Raw genomic sequence first — 19,424 nt, 5'->3', positions numbered from 1 at the left:
GCACCTGTTCTGCCGTTTCCTATTATAAAACTTTTCCATTTTTATGCAATGAGGGAATTCAGCACGCCTTACCCTACCCCTTAACCGCTCCGGCCACCATCCCTTTAGTAATCTGATTCGACAGGAAGAAGTAGATCAGAATTACCGGCAGCGCGCCCATCACCAGGAAGGCCCCGATATTCCCGTAGTTGACCGAATACTGGCTAACGAAGGTGTAGACCCCGAATGGAAGGGTCTTGAGCCTCTCTGACGAGATGAACGTAGCGGCCAGGATGTACTCGTTCCAGATATTGATGAAGGTTAAGATACATACGGTCATGACAGGCGGAATCGACACCGGCAGGATAATGCTGCGGAAGATCCGGTACACGCTCGCCCCGTCGATGAACGCCGATTCTTCGATCTCATGTGGAATAGCTCTCATGAAGCCGCTCAAGATGAACACGGCGATGGGAGTCGAGAACGCGATGTACGGCAGAATCAGCGACCAGTGGGTGTTGAGAATATGCATGTTTTTGAAAATAATCATCAGCGGCAGCAGCGTGGCCTGCATCGGAATCATCATCCCCATCAGGAAAATGGTCATCACGACATTGCCGTATTTCCACCGGAACCGGGAGATCGCATAGGCCGCCATCGAAGCCAGCAGAATGACACAAATCATCGTAAGGGCGGTAACGAACACGCTGTTCGACAGGTACTTCAGATAACTGCCCGAGGTGTAAGCCTCATAGTAGTTATGCCACTGGAATTTTCGCGGAAAAGAAAAGAAGCTCCCGTCCTGAATCTCCTCATTCGTCTTCAGAGAGTATAGCAGGAGCCACAGCAGCGGGTAGAGCTGGGTAATGACAGGAATGGCAAAAAGAAGATACACGATTCCTTTTTTAAGCTTACGCATGATCCGCGCACTCCTTTCCTATTCGAATTTTCGCTCAAGCCGGTTGAAGATCATGTTGATGATGCCGGTAAAAATGAGACAGACCACCACGAGGAAGGTCGCAATCGCGCTGCCGTAGCCATACTTGAAGGACAAGAAGGAGCTGTTATACATATGGGTGGAGATGACATCCGTTGCATGCGCAGGACCTCCGCCAGTCATGACCATGACCAGGTCGAAGGCTTGCAGGGACCCGATAAACGCCAGGATGATCGAGATTTTGAAAATCGGAATGATCAGCGGAAGCGTAATGTAACGATCCGCCTTGAAGCCGTCAGCCCCGTCAATTCTGGCCGCTTCGTACAGCTCGTCGGGAATGTTCTGCACTCCGGTATACTGAATCAGCAGATGGTAGCCGAAATACTGCCACAGGGACACCAGATACAGAGAATACATGGCGATGTTAGGCTCGGTCAGCCAGTTATGCGTCCAGCTCTCCAGCCCCAGGGACACCAGCACACCGTTCAGCATGCCCCCCATCGAAGTAGGGTTATAGATGGTCTTCCAGAGTTGTCCAATAATAACGACTGATAAGATAACCGGCGTGAAGTAGATCGACACCAGCGTGTTGGCTCTGCGCAGATAGCGGTTCAGCAGGATCGCCATCCCAAGACAGAGCGGGATTTCCAGCATGGAAGCCACGGCGTACAGCAGCGTTCTCCGAACGGAGGGCCAGAACACCGGGTCATTCCAGAACATATTCTTGAAGTTGCCGAAGCCGACGAACTGAGAGGTCGTTAGACCGTCCCACTTCAATAAGCCCGTATATAATGAGACCAGTATGGGAACGAAAACCAGGCACACATAGAGCAACAGACATGGCAGTATGAAGGCAGCGATTGTGTATGCCGGAACCTTAAGGACTTTCATCTTTCCCGCCTCCTAATCAAGCAGATTCTTCTTTATCTACTGATTCATATCATTAATGATTAATGCTATTAACTTTAAAAAGCACATGATAAACCCGATGCGAAGCAGCCTGAATCAGCTGGCTTCGCATCGAGCAGGACGGCTATACGATTGCAGGGAATGCGTTAGATGGCGTAAATTGAGTGAAGCTTAGATTATACGAAACGCTGAAGTCTTAGGCTTATTTATTGGCTTCAAATGCAGCCTGATGCTCTTTGGCTACCGCCTTGGAATCCATCTTTTGAACGAACAGATTCTGAATGCTGCTGAGGTGGACTTGTGAAGTTGCTGGATTCATCGTGTTGTCGAAGGACAGATCGCCGCCTTTTACTTGGTTGAACAGACCAGCCACAGTGATAGCCAGCTCGGAGTAACCGGCAGCTTTCAGGTCACCGTCTACCTTTTGCCCGATACCTACAGCATTCTTCAGCTCGAACTGTTTTTTAGGATATTCAGAAGCGAAGAAGTTCAGGAAATCCTTCGTTTCCTTCAGATGCTCGCTGTTTGCAGACACGGCAAATGCGCTGCCCGGTGCAAGCATGAATTCGTTCGGATCACCTTTACCGTTAACCGTAGGAAATTGGAAGGCTCCCACTTTACCGGCTACGGAAGAAGCATCATTAGCGCCCGTCTCCCAAGTACCGATAACCCACATTGCTGCCTTACCGGATCTGAAAATATTCCCGCCGGCATTTGCATCGATGGAAGTTGCCCCGTCAGGGAATGCGCCTGCTGCTACCAGTTGCTGGAACGCGTCTACCGCTTCAACAAAGGCAGGATCTTCAAATGTTTTCTTGCCATCCACTACGTCTTTCAGGAAGCCAGGACCGCCGTTTGTACGAAGCAGGATGTTCATGAACAGGAACGAGCCGGTCCACGAATCCTTTTCACCGATAGCCAGTGGAGTAATCCCTTTGTCTTTTAAGAGCTTAACGTCCTTCAGTAATTCTTCAAACGTGGTTGGAGGTGCTGCAATTCCGGCTTGGGCGAACAAGTCTTTGTTGTAGTAGACCACTTCGATATTGTTGCCGTCAGGAAGCGCATACACATTGTTATCGAAGCTGTAATAGTCGAGCAGACCCGCTTGGTACGTATCTTTCAGTCCATTCTGATCGAGCACATCATTCAGCGGGGCTAATAATCCTGCATCTACAAAGGGCTTCATTTGAGCGGCAGGGTTAACCATCGTAATATCAGGTATTTCTTTGGAGGCTGCTTGCGTTTTCAGCTTCACCTTCTGTTGATCCGTGTTCAGCGTATCCAGCTCAATCTTTACATTGGGATGCTCTTTCATGTACTGGTCAGTCAGCTCGTGGATCATTTTGTAAGACGGTGTTGCAGGGTCAGGGTAGATGTTCTGGAAGGTAATGGTTACCTTCTTGTCGCTCGGAGCGTCTGTAGCAGCGGCATTGCCGCTACCTGTGGCGGCGTTCGGTGCGGCGGTGTCCTTAGCCTTGGAATTGGCGTTGTTGTTCGAGTTCCCGCATGCGGCAAGGCTTACTGCCATTAGCGCGGCGAACGCGACGGTGGCGGTTTGCTTCATTTTTCTGTTGACCATTCATTAAAGCCCCCTCTGTCGTGATAAGCTAATTATCATCGCGTAGAGCGCTTCCGGGCAAGGTGGGAACTGCAGAAATGAGGTTTGTTTTTTCTAGGGTATGCTTGGGCGGGCTTCGTTCGTCAGCTCTTTATCTAACATCTGCTCATCGTCTTTCACATAGCCACAATCTTCGTAGGTCTGAATAGCCGCAGTGTTCCTTCTACCCGTCAATACCTTGACCCGTTTCACTCCGCGCAACCTAAGCTCGTCTTCCAGACAAGTAATGATAGCTCTGGCAGCTCCCTTTCTTCGGGCGGTATCTTGCACATAGAGTTCTGTAATTTCTCCATAGGGCTCCTCATAGCAAAAGGAATACAGGCTTTGGGCGCAGCCAAAACCGACGATGCTACCGTTCAACTCGGCTACGGCAATCAGCTCGTTACGGTTAGTATGCAGATGTTCAATAATTTGGGCCGGGGGTCTGTGGACGCCGCCGTTGAACTCTTGATTGAGTCGCGACAGCGCCTCAGCATCTGTTATGGACGCTAGCCTTACCGTTATAAGTGAATTCACTTGGAATCACCTCGTTTATTTATATTTTTATAAAAAGCACTAAAGAATTGAACTCTAAGCTTGGTCGTCACTGCAGTGAACATTTGGACTTCCGGCCGCTGTTGTCACGAGATTTCTTCATCAACATCTTAAGCCTAATAGCTCTAATTCTTGAAGAACTTCCTTTACGTCACAGCTGGGATTCAAGATATGGATCATCTCTTCCGTAATGGGGAGATCATCGTAGATTTCTGCAATAACCTCTAAGGATAGTGAACAATCAAAATAATCTGTTGCAAATTCCACAAAATCCTCTGGTATATGGAATATACAGCCCATTAAAAAATCAGAACCTTCACTCTTTCCTTCTGGCATCTCAATATTTCCCTTGTGCCAGTTCATGTCACTGTTCTTACGCCAAATACAAAAAGTCACATCGTCTTTTTCAATTGCATCATCATCAAGTAAAGATAATAGTTCCATTGGGACGTCATCATAAATCCCTTGCCATACTTTATGTTCATCTTGCGCATATGGGCTTAATCCGGATTCATGATCGAAGCCTTTTATGATGGAGCCTTCAGGGGAAAACAAAATAAACAGATGATCCCCTGATCCATTATCTATTTTCGCCATAGCAACACCCTCATTCCAATCTTGAACATAGCTATGGTAACGAAGCCATTCCTCCTGACAAAGAATAATATTCAGTGATGCTTGGATTTTCATTAGCTTTTGTAACATTGTTGGATCTGGTAAACGCTCTAACATATTTGCTTCCATGAATTCTCACCCTTTCTTCTTTCATTGCACAACTAGAGTAACCCTTCGTCTGAGCTTACTTTTTCGAATAATTCTCTATAAAGAGTTCAAGAGAGAAGCTCCGCTGGTTTATTTAAGCAAGCCAGAGATTCCGCGCTTGATTGTGGAATGAATCCCAGCTATATGGTGCAAAAGTTATAATTCCCGCCGTATAACAAGAAGCAGCCGGTCACTATAGGATCGGCTGCTTCTTGTTGTAGTCCCATACTCGCTTATTCAAGCCTTTTCAAATCCATAATCGCTTTCAACCTTGCAAACCCTTGTTTTATAAGCGAGATACCAATCAGATATCCCTTTGCGCTGGGCTACTAAATGTCGTTCGTTTTGTTTCCATTTGTGTATAGCTTCGAGAGAATCCCAATAAGATACAGTAATACCTACACCTTCTCTGGCACTTTCTACTCCGAGAAATCCAGGTTGGACGGATGCAAGTTTCTCCATTTCATCCGCCATTTCCACATATTTGGTATCCGCATCAGTTCGTTCCGATGTAAAAATCACTGCGTAATAAGGTGTTTGTGGTGTTTTAGCAATCTCGCTCATGATTTCACCTCCGTTATTTGGTTATCCCTATATCCATTATGCCGTAGGCTGCTTCCACTGTTTGATCACGCTGACCAGACCCGGCACATCAAGACCGTCGAGCGAAAAGGCTTTGCGCAGCAGGTCATGCGGGATGAACTCATCGTATTTGCCGAGGTAAGGGGCTTCATCCGGCTTCAGGAGCGTGAGTGCATCCGTAGCGGCAGCGGTCTCAGCGATAATCTCATCCTCCAGCTTCTCTGCATCCACTTTACCGGCGACTACCATGTAATACGGTTCCATCGGCACGACCGAGCGCAAGCCAAGCGGCTCCTTCAGATTGTTCTTGAGCAGGCGCTCCAGCGTGCGGAACTGGCGGCTGCCAGCCCACGGAAGGATGAACATGGAGTCTCCCCCGGCTGGCAGAACGGAACGCGTCAGCAGTCCGCTCTCCTTCGCGAGCCTGCGGGCCCGTTCCAGTCTGGCGGCCGCGCTTGGTGCAAGGTATGGGTACAGGGCCGTAGATCCTAATACTTCGCGGATCTTCGTCATAATCCGGGTATGGACATCTCCGCCTGCACCGAGCCATAAGGTGTCCACTTTGCCGCGTGAGCCTTTGACATAGACGGCCTTATGGCGGTTGTCCACCTCCTCGACCTTCCATAGCTTGCCTGCCAGTGTGAAGCAGTAGCCTGGAGGCGGTACGGTGGTAATGGACCCGATCTCCTCCGTCCCGTTATAGACGACATGCTCTTCATCGTCTTTGAATACCGCATAAAAGCGGAAGTTGTTAACGATCTTCTCGCCTGCCATCCCAATCAGCAGGCTTCCCTCATCCATCTTCTCGATATGGCCCATGCCCAGCATGTACTCCATGAAGTCATCATAATCAGCGGGATCAATGCTGCGGAAGGACGGCAGGCTCAGTACAGCCTCCTTCAGGTCCTCCGGCTCTGCTTCGCCCATGCTCTTCAGAATGCTCATCGTCTGATGATACAGGAGACCGACCGGCAGCTGGCGCACGACCAGCGGCTCCACCCATTTCTCGCGCACGTACAGCTCGATTACGGCAATGGCCCGCAGCAGCGTCCACGGCATGCGCGCCGGGAGCTGCGCCTCCTCGTCCTCCTCCTCGGGCGTGACGAAGATCATCTCGGAGGCGGCGTCCCCGCGCCTGCCCGAGCGGCCCAGCCGCTGCACGAAGCTCGCGCAGCTATAAGGCGCGCCGAGCTGGAGTACCCGCTCCAGCTCGCCCAGATCAATCCCCAGCTCCAGCGTCAGCGTCGCTGCAGCAACAGCCGGCCCTGCGCCCTCACGGAGCGTGGCCTCGGTCTCCTCGCGCAGCATCGCGGAGATGCTTCCATGATGCACATGGAAGACATCCCGCTCGCCGCGCTTAGCGGCAATGCGCCGCATCTCCAGAATGGCCTCTTCGGCATCGGTGCGGCTGTTCGTGAAGATCAACGCTTTCTTGATATGCGTGTGATCGTAGATGAACCCGTAATAAGCCTGTCGCGCCCGCTCCAGGTGTTCGGCCTGCACCTCGTCCCGCGCATCCGGGAACGAGAAATGCTCCACGCTCAGCCGCAGCTTGCGCCCGCCCTGCGGCGCGCTGACCTCCACGCTCTCGCGCGTGCCCGCCGCCAGCCACTCCGTGACGGATGCGTAGTCGCTTAAGGTCGCAGAGAGGCCAACCCGCCGCGGATGACAGCCCGCCATCCGCGAGATCCTCGCGAGTTGGCTCAGCACCTGAATGCCGCGGTCTGCGCCCATGAAGGCATGAACTTCATCGATGACGATGAAGCGCAGGTCATGGAACAGGGCCGGGATCGCATTCGGGCGGTTCATCAGCAGGCCCTCCAGCGATTCAGGGGTGATCTGCAGCACTCCCGAAGGGTTCTGCATCAGCTTGGTCTTGTCCGCCTGCGGCACATCGCCATGCCAGTGCCAGACCGGAATATTCCCTTCACGCAGCAGGTCGTTCAGCCGCGTGAACTGGTCATTAATCAGCGCCTTCAGCGGCGCGATATAAAGAATGCCTACAGAAGCAGACGGACGCTGGTGCAGCTCCGTTAGCGCCGGGAAGAAGGCCGCTTCGGTCTTGCCTGAGGCCGTCCCCGAAGCGATCAGCAGATGATGCGGCGTGTCAAACAGCACACGGCAGGCATCGACCTGCGCCTCGCGCAGCGTATCCCAGCGGTTCTTGTAGATGAATTCCTTGATGAACGGGGCCAGCCGGTAGAACGGGTTATCGTTCATAGGTCGAACTCCGCCAGGAAGCCGTCCAGCTCATTCTGTTCCGTCTCGGCAGGCCGCGAAGTCCGCTCTCCGACCAGCTTCTCGAATGAAAGCTCCGGATGCTGGTGCAGGGTGTGCAGCAGATCCATGAAGTCGCGCACCACCTCGCGTGCAGTGAGCAGTTCATCAGCTCCCAGCCGGTTGACCGCCTCTTCCATGAAATGCACCAGCTGCTCCTGTGTCAGTCTTGCTTCATATCCGTAATGGAGCGCATGGATATCCCGCAGCTTCTGGAGCAGAATAAGAATTTCTTCGTGGGAGAGCATGTCCAGCGCAATAATCGGCCCTGTGTAATTGTTCAGCCCGCTGCCTGCATACCGTCCGACCACCAGCCGGGAGCGCAAGGCCTCATAGCTGAACAGTCCGCGCCGGTGGTCCTCCACGAACTGCGGCGTTCCGCCAACGAAGATACCCAGCCGCTCAGCTTTGCCTTGCATCGTATCATTGAACATGGTCAGCAGCTTCTCATAATTGCTCTGCCGCGAGATACTGTTGGTAATCTTGTAGAGGTTCACCCCTTCATCGATAAACAGCAGCAAGCCCTTATAGCCGATGGCTCCGGTGAATTCCGCCCACAGCTTCATGTAGTCGTACCAGTTGTCATCGTCAATGATGACACCAACGCCGAGCGCCTTCCGCGCTTCCGTACGGGTCGGGAACTCTCCCCGCAGCCAGCGCAGGGAATCCTGCTTCAGCCCGTCATCGGCCAGCTTGTGCCCGTTCCAGTAAGAGGCCAGCACCTTAGCGAAGTCGAAGCCATGCACCAGCCCGCGCATCTCGGAAGCAACCGTATAGATGCGCTGCTCAACCTCATCGCCCAGTTCCGGCGCGTCAGGGCCGTAGCCTTTCTCCTGCATCACCGCCTGCTGCAGCGTCATGATCCACTTCTGCAGCATAATCTCCAGCGCCCCTCCATCCGGGCGGGTCCGGGTCGAGAGATGGCTCATCAGCTCGCGGTAGGTGGCGAGCCCCTGTCCCTTCGTGCCAACCAGCCGCCGCTCCGGTGACAGGTCAGCATCGGCAACCACGAAGTCGCGGTCCATCGCATAGTTGCGGATGATCTGGAGCAGGAAGCTTTTTCCGCTGCCGAATTTGCCTGTAATCAGCTTGAAGGCAGCTCCGCCATCGGCGATATTCTCCATATCGCGGAGAATCGCCTCCACCTCCGGCCGGCGGCCGACGGCGATATGTTCAAGACCTATACGCGGTACAACTCCCGCTGTCAGCGAATTGACGAGCGCGGTGGTCATCCGCTTCGGTATTTTGAGTGGGTTCATTTTACGAATTTCACCTCTTTATATAGTCCAGCATGGATAGACATTCTTCGGTCAGCTCTTCCCCGTCAATAATGAGGTCTCCCAGACTGTCCATTGCCAGCTCATTAATCTCATCGTAGAGCAGCTCTGCCATCGTTCCTGCTCCTGCAGCCAGCCGCTGCACCTTCGCAGGACCGTCCTCTTCTGCCAGGGCCAGCACGGCCTCCCGTTGCAGCAGAGTCAGCTCCGAAGCGAACAATGTCCAGCGGTCCGCTTCCCTATCTGAGGCTGGCGGCTGGGAAACGGTAAGCTTCTGTCCGGCAGACGGGGAATCACCCGGGAGCTCTTCCCGCGTGCCTCCTAACCGCCCACCACTGGTCATCCGGGCCACCTGCTCTTCAGCTTTTGCAGAGTTATCCTCATTTGCCGATACAGCTGATGCAACTCTTGCATCCGCATTCGCAACACTTTCCTCGCTCGCTGATTCGGCTCCTCCATGTGCTCCTGCATCACTTTTCACAGCTGCTGATGCGGATATTCCATGTACTTCCGCATCACTTCTAATACCAGCCAATCCGGCTCCTCCAAGTGCTCCTTCAGACTCAATTATCCATTCCGCGTCATCCTCATGACCCGGCGCCCCGGTGTCTTCCACCGTAAGCAAGGAACGCACCACCTCGGAGTCGCTTGCCAACTGCTCCAGCTTCTGCTGGTCAATGACCACTGCCGGTCCCTTCTCTTCCTGCTCCGCCTTGCGGAATTCACGCTCCAGGAACCGGGTGACGAGATCATCCATATCGGCATCAACCCGGACATCCTTTAGTCTTCCCCGGTATCCCATCAGCGCCCGCAGCTTATTCTCGGTCAGCCGGAACAGCCGGGTAATCAGACTGCGCAGCGGCGGGGACTTGCTGACCCGGATAACAGGTACAAGAACAGAATAGCCATACAGGGAGATATCGTATACCGCGCTGCGGAACAAATAACGCTCACGGACGACAGGCGGGGCGGGCGGGAACATCGTGATTAGATTCGAGCCATGCTTCCGCGCGACATAAGCATCAATTAGGGCTACAACCTGGGGAATATAACGATCCGCAGCGATTTTACCCTCGCCGGTATAGAATTTGGACTTGCTGATATCATAGTCCGACATCACACTCAGTACCTCGATCCTAAGCTGCTCCGGAGCAGCCGACAGGCAGCGGACCAATTCAAGCTCAGCCAGATCCCCGGCCAGCCCGCGCGAACGGGCCACAATCTCCGAGAGGGGGATATCCAGCTTATGGACAAAAGAGAAATCCGCAATCCACCCGCCAAGGTACTGATCCAGGCGTTTGTAACTATCACGGTAGGCCTCCCACAGCAGACTGAGCTGACGGTAGCCCTCCTGAGGCTCGTCCCAGCCCACACCGTTAATCAGCTCATAGATATGCAGGAAGATATATGAGAGATCGGTCTTCGGGTATCTCCCCTGCCGGACTTCATCCCGCCAAAAGAAATACCATCTGCTCTGCGCGCCGGTCATATGCCCGTAGGTGGGCCAATAGCTTTTGAACGGGACGAACAGCGCCGCAGGCTCCTTATGTTCTACAAGCTCACGTGCACGCTGGACGAACTCGCTCTCTGTAGTGGTTACCGGCTCCACACTCTCTTCCATATCCCAGAGCTGGAGCTGGACTGTATCGTAACCGGACGTTGTCTTCTTAACCGGCTCTGACTTAGGCTTCCGGCTGCCTTCATCTACAGTACCGCGCGGCGGAATCGCCACATTCTGCTCCGTACTCTCCCAGACCAGCTCCGAGAAATGCAGCCCCTGCCTGTCTTTAGCCATGCTTCATCGCCCCACCCGTATGTCTTGGTAATTCTCACATTATATCATATACCCTATGCAGCGGATGCAGCCGCTCCAGTCATGTGCAGGTACGGTTAATGCAGCTACTCTCACTGCTACTTCCTGCTTCTTTCTCGCTACTATTCACTGCATCTTACTGTTATTCACTGAAACTTACTGTTATTTACTTCAACTAACTGTTACTTACTGCAACTCACATCTACTTACCGCTATCCCTACCACTTCCTGCTACTATTACTCCCCTAGTTATCTCTGCCGGACTGAGATTCCGTTATTCTGAACAAATCAGGCAAATTTGACGGTCAAGCGGACTCAGAATCCCTTATTTGAACGATAATGTCTCATTTCAGGGCCGAATAACCCTAATAAGCGCATCTCAGTCCGCTCGGGGCTCATGAAATAGCTTTTTGAAGAAATAACGGATCCTCAGTCCGCATAACCGCGAAAATATCCGAGGTGCCCACCTATGTAGTCGCACAGTCGCACAGTCGCACAGCAGGAATCCGCCCACCCTCCAGCATCCCGCCATAAATCAATAAAAAGACCTTGAGAGACTGACTCCTCAAGATCTTGGATGAGAGCGTCTGTCACCGCACCGCAACTTGATGTAACCTGCCGGGCAATGAGAACGTTCGTTTGTGTCTCCATAAGAATATACTATACTCACCCTGCGGGCTGCAATAGCCCCAGCACCCTCACCCCTTCAAATAATCACTCGGGCTGCGCCCGGTAATCATCTTGAACACCTGACTGAAATAGGCGGGGTTGTTGAAGCCGACCATCTCACTGATCTCATACACCATATGCTGGCCGGATTGCAGGAATTCGATGGCCCGGTCCACCCGGTACCGGTTCAGATAGCTGACGAAATTCTCACCGCTGATCCGTTTGAACAGCTGGCTTAGATATTTCGGATGCACATGCAGCTCCTGCGCGAGGCCCATGAAGCTGATCTCCTGGGTATAGTGGGCTTCCACATAGCTTTTGACGCTCTCCACCAGACGGTTCTTCTTGACATTCATCTCGGTGAACGCTGCGTTCAGGAATGCCGGAATAATCTGCCCCATCCACTCCGTCAAACTTCTCCAGGTATAGTATCCCGTCACCGCCTGCAGGAATTCGGACATGCTCATAGGGGGAGTGCGGCCCGGGCAGCAGGCATTCCAGTAATACATCAGCGTAGTGAACAGCCCGACACACACCGTCTGTATGTCCTGAATATTATTCTGGTCCTCCTGCCGGAGCCTGCCGAAGATGATCTCCCAGGTCTCCCATACTTTTGAGGAATCCCTGCACAGCAGCACCTCATTCCACTCTTGGAGCAGCCGGGAATAGTCATCCAGCGTCCACGGGTTGGTGCTTTTGCACGGCTCATAGGCGTAGATGGGACTGGTCTCCTGAAACTCCGCGGAAGCAAGCGCCTCTCTGCTCTCCAGATAAGAATCGATCAGTTCATGGATGGCAGATTTGACCGAACCAATACCGGCATAGGTCTGAAGCTGAATGTAATTCCGGATCTTATCCATCGTCTCCTGCACTACTTCCTTCAGAACCGGGATTGGCTCTCCCGCCTCACGGTCCAGCAGCAGCACCACCAGCAGATCGTCGGAATAGTCCAGCACATGACCTTGCACAGAGGGATGTCCGGCAAGCTTGTGCTGGAGTGTCTCCCGGCAGATATTGCCCGCTCCGAAGCGCAGCAGCTGCCATTCGCGCTCCTTCAGCTTATGCAGCGGCGAAGGCCGGTTCAGCTGGATGCTGGCCGCCGCCAGCCGCTGCGGACGGGTAATCTGGAGATATCCGAGCCGCTCCTCGGAGCATTCCTCCGCACTGTAGCGGGTGGTCAACAGCTCCATAAGCAGGCGTTCCCGCAGAAAAGGAAGTGTGCGGCCGATTTCCTGCTGATAACGCTCCTCCAGCCGCTTCTTCTGCTCTCCGGCATCCAGATCCAGCAGTACAGCGCGAAGCACTGCTTCGATCTCGTCTACCCGGGCCGGCTTCAGCAGGAAATGACTGACGCCCCAGCGCATCGCCTGCCGGGCATTCTCGAATTCCTCGTAGCCGCTCAGGATAATAACCGGCAGCTCCGGTGCCAGCTCCCTTAGCGCCTCTGTTAGCTCCAGTCCGCCCATACCCGGCATATAGACATCGGTCATCACCAGATCGGGGGAGAGCCTGCGGAACAGCTCCAGCGCTTCATGGCCGTTGACCGCTGTTCCAGCCAGGGTCAGGCCCAGATTCTCCCAGCCGACATGCCTCGTAAGGGCTTTCAGAATATGCGGGTCGTCATCCACCAGCAGTATAGAGCGGCTCATATCTGATCGCGCAGCAGCCGCTCCAGCTGCTCCTCCGTCTCAATGACTGGCAGCGTAATCATAGCCGCAACCCCTCTCTCCGGCCGGTTGGCCAAGTATAGTCCGTACGGTTCCCCGCAGTACAACTGAATCCGGCTCATCACATTCCGGGTGCCGATGCCGCTCACCTGCTCCATCGACCAGCCTTCCGCCAAGCCCCGGCCGTTATCCAGCAGCGTGATTTGCAGGTAAGGCTGGCTTCCCGGCTCCTTAACCTCCCTGACCTCCAGATGAATCTGCAAAGGGCCGGAGCCAGGCTCCCGGCTGCCATGAATAATTGAATTCTCAATCAGCGGCTGGAGAATGACCTTCGGAATGAAATAACTCCGGACCGCCGGGTCCGCAATCGACTCCGTATACTCAATGGCAATCGGCAGCCGTTCCTGCTGGATGCTGACATAACACCGCGCATGCTCCAGCTCGTCGCGCAGACGAATGAGCATTCTGCCGCCGCTGAGGCCAATGCGCAGCATTTTGCCAAGCTGGGTAATCATGTAGCTGATATCCTGGGCGTCGTAATCCATTGCCTTCCAGTGAATCATATCCAGTGTGTTGTACAGGAAATGCGGCTTGATCTGGGCCTCCAGCAGCCCTGCCTGCGCCTCCCGCTTCGCGGCGCTTGCTTCCCGCTCACTCTGCACCAGCTCCTGCAGCCGGTTCACCATGTGGTTGAAGCCGTAAGACATCTGCGTGTATTCCTCTGTCAGCGACTCACTCATACTGGCCCGGAAATCTCCGCGCTCCAGCTTCCGCATCTCCTGAATCAGCCTGCGTACTGGACGGATCATATTGCGGATGAAGAAGTACGCCAGCAGCGCCGACAGGAGCAGGCAGAGCAGTCCGATCCCGATCACCTGCCTGTCCGCCTTCCGAACCTCCTGCAGCAGCTCACGCGTCGGGATGACCTGGACTAACCGCCAGGAGATGGTGCTCGGTCTGGAGAACAGGACGAGATAGGACTGTCCGTCCTTGTTCAGCAGCTCATAGCCTTCATTGCCCTCATATGTATGCTGGTAGAGCCAATCCGCATCCAGTACAGTTTTGCCGGCAGAGCCTTCCTCCTTGTTCACCAGCAGCAGAAGATTACCGCTTGTATCCACCAGATGAATCTGGCCGTCCAGCACAGCCGGAATATCCTTGAACTGCTTCAGGATATCGTCTGCGGACAGCCGGATATAGAGGTAGCCGATCGTTTTGCCTTCATTTCCGAACAGATGCTGGATATGGCCGATCAGATAAGGCTCGTCTTCGCCGCCGCTGCCCTCCAGAGGAACCCAGAGTGAATCCGCCTGCTTCAGCTGGGGATACCAGCTCTCGTTCCTAATCGAAGAGACCGGAAAAACAAGATCCGTGGAGCTTTGGGGCACCCCGCTGAACAAATCACTGTAAATCTCAATCGAGCTTACCCCTTCGTTCAGCACCAGCGAATGCTGGAGAATCTCCGTAATCTCCCGCCTTCTGGAGATCATCTGATACTTGGAGCCAGGCGTAGTCTCCAGCCCCTCAATAACGTTCTTGTTCGCGGCAATAGAGTAGGCGGTGCCTGACACATTGGTCATGAAGTCGAAGCCGCGCTTCGTGCTCTCATTCAGCAGGGCAAGCCTGGTGGTGCTGATCTCGCTGAAGGTTACGTCCGAGAAGGTCCGGTACGCCAGCAGGACTATGAACCCGAGAAAGATCAGATTGAACGTAATAATGCTGGCCGCCATCAGCGTGGAGAGCTTGCTCCGCCTGATCCGCAGCAGCCAGGTGCCGAGCATTCTTTTTTGCATCTGCCCCATCCCTATGCTTTTCCCAAGATTCTATCCTTTCAGGCCGGATGTCGCAATTCCTTCCACGAAATACTTTTGCAGCGTGATAAAGAGAATGAAGCACGGCACCAGCGACAGCACCGACATGGCGAACATCGGGCCCCAATCCGACTGCGAGCTGGAGTCCAGGAACAGCCGCAGCCCGAGCGGTACGGTGTATTTCCCGATATCGCTAAGGAAGATGAGCTGGCTGAAGAAATCATCCCAGGTCCACATAAAGGTGAAAATCATCGTCGTGATCAGCGCAGGCAGCGCCAGCGGAATAATAATCCGGCTGAAGATTTGCACCGGGCCGCAGCCGTCAATCGTTGCCGCTTCGTCCAGCTCCTTCGGCAAGCCGCGGATGAACTGTACCGTCAGGAAGATAAAGAAACCGTCCGTCGCCATCCACTTGGGCAGAATAAGCGGCGCGAAGGTGTTCACCCATCCCAGGCTGTTAAAGAGAATATAACGCGGGATAAGGGTCACATGCAGCGGCAGCATAATCGTCATCAGCATCAGCGCGAAGCCCAGTGCCTTGAACCGGAAATTCAGCCGCGCGAACGCATAAGCCGCCATGGAGCAGGTGATCACATTACCGAGCACGGCCCCAAGAGAGACCAGAGCCGAGTTTTGCAGGAACCGGGAGAACGAGCTGCCCTGGAAGCCGAACCAGCCGCTGACATAATTATGGAAATTCCACTGCCGGGGCCAGAACCAGATTTCCGAGAAAATCATATTCGCCGGCTTGAACGAGCTGCCTACCAGCCACAGCACCGGGTACAGCATGACAAAGGCGATCAGACAGATGATGAAGTGCTTGAGCCAGATGGCACTTTTCGAAGCGCTGCCTGTATCCATAGCTTTATTTCCCCCCATCTTCATAATGCACCCACAGCTTGCTGCTGCCGAATAGCAGGAGTGTGAATAGCCCAATCAGCAGCACCAGTACCCAGGCCATCGCCGAGGCATAGCCCATCTGGAAGAAGGAGAAACCCTTCTTATAGAGGTACAAGGAATACATCAGGGTGGAATTCACCGGTCCCCCGCTGCCGTTACTGATAATGAAGGCTTGGGTGAACGACTGGAAGGCGGTGATCGTCTGCATGATGACATTGAAAAAGATAACCGGTGACAGCACCGGCAGCGTAATATGCAGGAATTGCCCCACTTTGCCTGCACCGTCCACCGAAGAGGCGTCATAATATTCCGGCGGCACCTGCTTCAGCCCGGACAGGAAGATGATCATCGACGAGCCGAATTGCCATACCGACAGCAGGATAAGCGAATACAGCGAGTATTTGGGATTCGATACCCAGTCAGGCGCCTGTATCCCCACCATGGCCAGCAGCTGATTCAGCAGCCCGTCGCCGCCGAGCATCTTGCGCCACAGCATCGCAATAGCGACACTGCCTCCAAGCAGCGTAGGGATGTAGTAGACCGTCCGATAGATGCCGAGGCCCCGTATTCCTTTGTTAAGAAGCAGAGCGACTGCCAGGGCAAACATCAGCTTCAGCGGCACCGATACGAATACGAAGATAAACGTCACCTTAAGCGATTGGATAAAAAGCGGATCTGCGGTGAGCATTGTGGTGAAATTATCCAGTCCGATCCATCTGGAGCTCTCCAGAATACTGTAATCTGTAAAAGAAAAATAGAGTGAGGCCGCCATCGGCCCCAGGGTCAGGCACACCAGCCCCAGCAGCCAGGGCGACAGGAACAGGAGGGCAATCCCGTTCTGATTGTAGCGCAGCTTTGTTTTACGCCGCTTCATGCCTGCTGGTCTATCTACTGTCATCAGATCTGCACTCAATGGCTCTCTCGCTCCTCTGTATTTATTTAGCCTTGTCCAGTATGGCGTTAGCACCGGAGATGAACTGCTCGCTTACCTGCGGAATGCCGGCCTGACCGAAGGAGATCTGCTCGCTGGCGCTCTTGAAGTTCTTATCAATCTCCGAGAAGCCCTGCGGGTAAGGCGGGTCAATATCACTGGAATGCTTGGAGACCACATCGATAAAATCAAAGATTAACTGCTCCTCGGCGGTAAGCGACGGCTTCAGCTGCTCCCGCACTGCGGAATTGACCGGCACTCCCCGTTCAGCCCCCAGAATAGCAGTGCCTTCCGGGTCGTTGACCATGAAGTCGATCAGCTTCGCTACCTCCTTGGGATACTTGGTCTTGGCATTCCCGGAGATGAACTGGCCGGGCTTCAGATATTCGCCGATCTTCTGCTCCCCTTCCATATGCGGAATCACCTGCATCTTCAGCTTCTGGCTCTGATCCTTCAGCACATTCTGATAGGTAATCAGCTGGTTGGACCAGGCAAAATCAAGGGCAGACTGGCCAACGGACAGCGGCCGGGTCTCCAGAGCATTCGTCATCGCAGCAGTTACCTCTGCCGTTGTAGCGCCGCCGCTGTCCCGCAGCCCCTGCCAGTAATTGAACCATTCATCGATGACCTCCCGGGAGACACCCAGCTTATTCCCTTCGAACAGGCCGCTCCCGTTCTGGCGCACGAATACCTCGAAGATGTTCGTAGTGCCCGAAATATCCGGCGTCCCATAGTAGCCGTCGCCCTTCTTCTTAGCAATTGCATTCGCCATCTCCGCAAAATCCTTCCACGTCCACGACTCCTGCGGCTCCGCAATTCCCAGCTCCTGAAGCACGGAAGCATTATAGACAACGCCGGGAGCGTTCACTCCAAGCGTAACGGCGTACAATTTGCCGTCAATGCTTCCTGCCGAGAGCATGCTGCTGTCATGGTCCTCCGTCCGCAGTGTTCCATCCTGGGTATAAGGCGTCAGATCTAGCAAGGTACCGCGCTTGGCGTAATCGGACAAGAACGCATAGTCCATCTGAATAATATCCGGAGCATTCGAGCCCGCTACCTGAGTAGACAGCTTATCGAAATAGCCGTCCCAGCCGGAATATTCCGGCTTAATCGTGATGCCCGGATTCTTCTCCTCGAAGCGCTTGATCATCTTGGTGGTCAGATCGTGGCGTGTCTGCGAGCCCCACCAGGTCATACGCAGCTCAATTGCAGGTGCCGAACCCTCTGTCTTGGAAGAAGCCTTGGCACCGTCCGGTGCATTCGATCCGCCGGATGAGCATGCAGCCGTAGTCATCAGCAGTATTGAGCTTAGAAGCAGTGCAAGTCCTTTGGTCCCCTTGATTGTCATCTGTTGCCTCCTCAAATTTGTTAAGTAAGCGGTTACATTAATGATTATACGGAACGCCCTGCATAGGGTAAATCCAGAAAAGTAAGGGGTTATATCAAATAAGTAAGACAAAAGCCAGCCGGAAGATTCCGGCTGGCCTGTTAGTCCTGGTTAGTTCTGTTAAGTATAAATCTATTCCGTAAGCAGTCTACTCAAGCTCCAGTCCCTTCGTTTCCTTCCCCAGGAACAGCACCGCCAGAGCGCCGATTACAATCGTGACGAAGAAGATCATGAAGATGGAGCCGATCCCGACCGCCTTGCCAACCAACAGGCCGACCAGCGTTGGGGCAATAATGCCTCCAATCCGTCCAAAGGAGGTGGCGAGTCCGGCACCTGTAGAACGGATCTTAGTCGGATACAACTCAGGTGTGTACGCGTACATCCCGCCCCACGCTCCCAGGTTGAAGAACGACAGGCAGATTCCGGCAGCCATCAGCATGCCTTCGGTCGTTGAATTCCCGAACCAGGCAGCACTGACGGCTGTCAGCAGCAGGTAGATGACCAGTACGAACTTGCGGCCGTATTTCTCGATGAAATAGGCGGCGGTGAAGTACCCCGGCAACTGGGCGAGTGTCATGATCAGCACATACTCGAAGCTTTTGACCAGACTGAAGCCCTTCAGCACCATCACCGTCGGCAGCCACAGAAACATTCCATAATAAGAGAACACCACGGTGAACCACAGAATCCACAGCATGATGGTCGAACGGCGGTGTTCTGCTGACCAGACTGCCGCTATACGCTTCTTCAAAGGCACTGGAGGTGCTTTCTTGATCTCCGCGAACTTCGGGGAGTCATCGATCGCCCTGCGCAGATAGAGCGCATATAGCGCCGGTACCGCACCAATGGCGAAGGCGATCCGCCAGCCGTAATCCGGAATGACGAAGTAAGCAATCAGCGCCGACAGAATCCAGCCCACCGCCCAGAAGCTCTCCAGCAGCACAACAGCACGGCCTCTTTCCTTAACCGGCATGCTCTCGGATACCAGCGTAGAAGCCACCGGCAGCTCTCCGCCCAGCCCGAAGCCGGCAATGAAGCGCAGCACACATAATACGGCATAACCTGCGGCGAAGGCCGACAGTCCGCTTGCAATCGAGAAGATCAGCAGCGTCCAGAGCAGCACCGATTTGCGGCCGAAGCGGTCCGCCATAATTCCGGCTGCGGCTGCACCGACCGCCATCCCTACCGAGTTAATGCTGGTTAAATAGCCGATCTTTTCCGGCCCCAGCGACCATTCCTTGGCTAGTGCAGCCACGACGAACGAGATCATCCCTACATCCATCGCGTCGAACATCCAGCTTAGACCTGCACTGAAGAGCAGCTTCCGCTGCTTCGGATTCTGCAGCAGCGACATTTGATTCCACATGACTT

Annotated in this window: 15 protein-coding genes; all 15 read right to left on the bottom strand. The window is 53.9% G+C overall.

Features of this window, described 5'->3' with window-relative positions; translation table 11 throughout:
• Nucleotides 1-73 precede the first annotated feature (73 nt).
• On the bottom strand, nt 74-898 hold the full coding sequence (locus J2Z70_RS14200) for a carbohydrate ABC transporter permease (protein WP_209873933.1): 825 nt from the start codon (nt 896-898) through the stop codon (nt 74-76).
• An 18-nt stretch (nt 899-916) separates the two neighbouring features.
• On the bottom strand, nt 917-1,807 hold the full coding sequence (locus J2Z70_RS14195) for a carbohydrate ABC transporter permease (RefSeq protein ID WP_036726672.1): 891 nt from the start codon (nt 1,805-1,807) through the stop codon (nt 917-919).
• A gap of 220 nt (nt 1,808-2,027) precedes the next feature.
• The gene (locus J2Z70_RS14190; protein ID WP_209873932.1) at nt 2,028-3,404 is read right to left on the bottom strand and encodes an extracellular solute-binding protein; all 1,377 of its coding nucleotides are present in this window, start codon (nt 3,402-3,404) and stop codon (nt 2,028-2,030) included.
• A 93-nt stretch (nt 3,405-3,497) separates the two neighbouring features.
• On the bottom strand, nt 3,498-3,959 hold the full coding sequence (locus J2Z70_RS14185; RefSeq protein WP_036726670.1) for a GNAT family N-acetyltransferase: 462 nt from the start codon (nt 3,957-3,959) through the stop codon (nt 3,498-3,500).
• A gap of 120 nt (nt 3,960-4,079) precedes the next feature.
• Nucleotides 4,080-4,721, bottom strand: coding sequence for a hypothetical protein (locus J2Z70_RS14180; RefSeq protein ID WP_245368220.1), 642 nt, complete (start codon nt 4,719-4,721; stop codon nt 4,080-4,082).
• Between the two features lie 255 nt (nt 4,722-4,976).
• The gene (locus tag J2Z70_RS14175; RefSeq protein ID WP_209873930.1) at nt 4,977-5,303 is read right to left on the bottom strand and encodes an antibiotic biosynthesis monooxygenase family protein; all 327 of its coding nucleotides are present in this window, start codon (nt 5,301-5,303) and stop codon (nt 4,977-4,979) included.
• A gap of 36 nt (nt 5,304-5,339) precedes the next feature.
• A complete protein-coding gene (locus tag J2Z70_RS14170) occupies nt 5,340-7,541 on the bottom strand; it encodes a DEAD/DEAH box helicase (RefSeq protein WP_209873928.1) in 2,202 nt (733 codons plus the stop codon).
• A complete protein-coding gene (locus J2Z70_RS14165) occupies nt 7,538-8,857 on the bottom strand; it encodes an ATP-binding protein (protein WP_209873926.1) in 1,320 nt (439 codons plus the stop codon). The genes J2Z70_RS14170 and J2Z70_RS14165 overlap by 4 nt, the downstream gene beginning before the upstream one ends.
• Nucleotides 8,858-8,867: 10 nt before the next feature.
• Complete coding sequence (locus tag J2Z70_RS14160; RefSeq protein ID WP_209873923.1) at nt 8,868-10,670, bottom strand: TerB N-terminal domain-containing protein; 1,803 nt, start codon at nt 10,668-10,670, stop codon at nt 8,868-8,870.
• Nucleotides 10,671-11,386: 716 nt separating this feature from the next.
• A complete protein-coding gene (locus J2Z70_RS14155; protein WP_209873920.1) occupies nt 11,387-13,006 on the bottom strand; it encodes a response regulator in 1,620 nt (539 codons plus the stop codon).
• A complete protein-coding gene (locus tag J2Z70_RS14150; RefSeq protein ID WP_209873917.1) occupies nt 13,003-14,817 on the bottom strand; it encodes a sensor histidine kinase in 1,815 nt (604 codons plus the stop codon). The genes J2Z70_RS14155 and J2Z70_RS14150 overlap by 4 nt, the downstream gene beginning before the upstream one ends.
• Nucleotides 14,818-14,847: 30 nt before the next feature.
• Nucleotides 14,848-15,696 (bottom strand): carbohydrate ABC transporter permease, encoded by an 849-nt coding sequence (locus tag J2Z70_RS14145; protein ID WP_209873914.1) that lies wholly within the window; start codon nt 15,694-15,696, stop codon nt 14,848-14,850.
• A 4-nt stretch (nt 15,697-15,700) separates the two neighbouring features.
• Nucleotides 15,701-16,609 carry a carbohydrate ABC transporter permease gene (locus J2Z70_RS14140; RefSeq protein ID WP_245368239.1) on the bottom strand — a complete coding sequence of 303 codons (909 nt, stop codon included), beginning with the start codon at nt 16,607-16,609 and terminating at the stop codon, nt 15,701-15,703.
• Between the two features lie 61 nt (nt 16,610-16,670).
• Nucleotides 16,671-18,014 (bottom strand): ABC transporter substrate-binding protein, encoded by a 1,344-nt coding sequence (locus J2Z70_RS14135; RefSeq protein ID WP_209873912.1) that lies wholly within the window; start codon nt 18,012-18,014, stop codon nt 16,671-16,673.
• Nucleotides 18,015-18,201: 187 nt separating this feature from the next.
• Entirely contained in the window at nt 18,202-19,419 is a 1,218-nt protein-coding gene (locus J2Z70_RS14130) for an MFS transporter (RefSeq protein WP_036726620.1), read from the bottom strand.
• Nucleotides 19,420-19,424 lie beyond the last annotated feature (5 nt).

Source organism: Paenibacillus silagei (assembly GCF_017874735.1).
GTDB classification, from domain to species: Bacteria; Bacillota; Bacilli; order Paenibacillales; family Paenibacillaceae; genus Paenibacillus_AQ; species Paenibacillus_AQ silagei.
The sequence above is the reverse complement of the archived record's forward strand: the minus strand, read 5'-3'. Positions and strand labels throughout refer to the sequence as shown.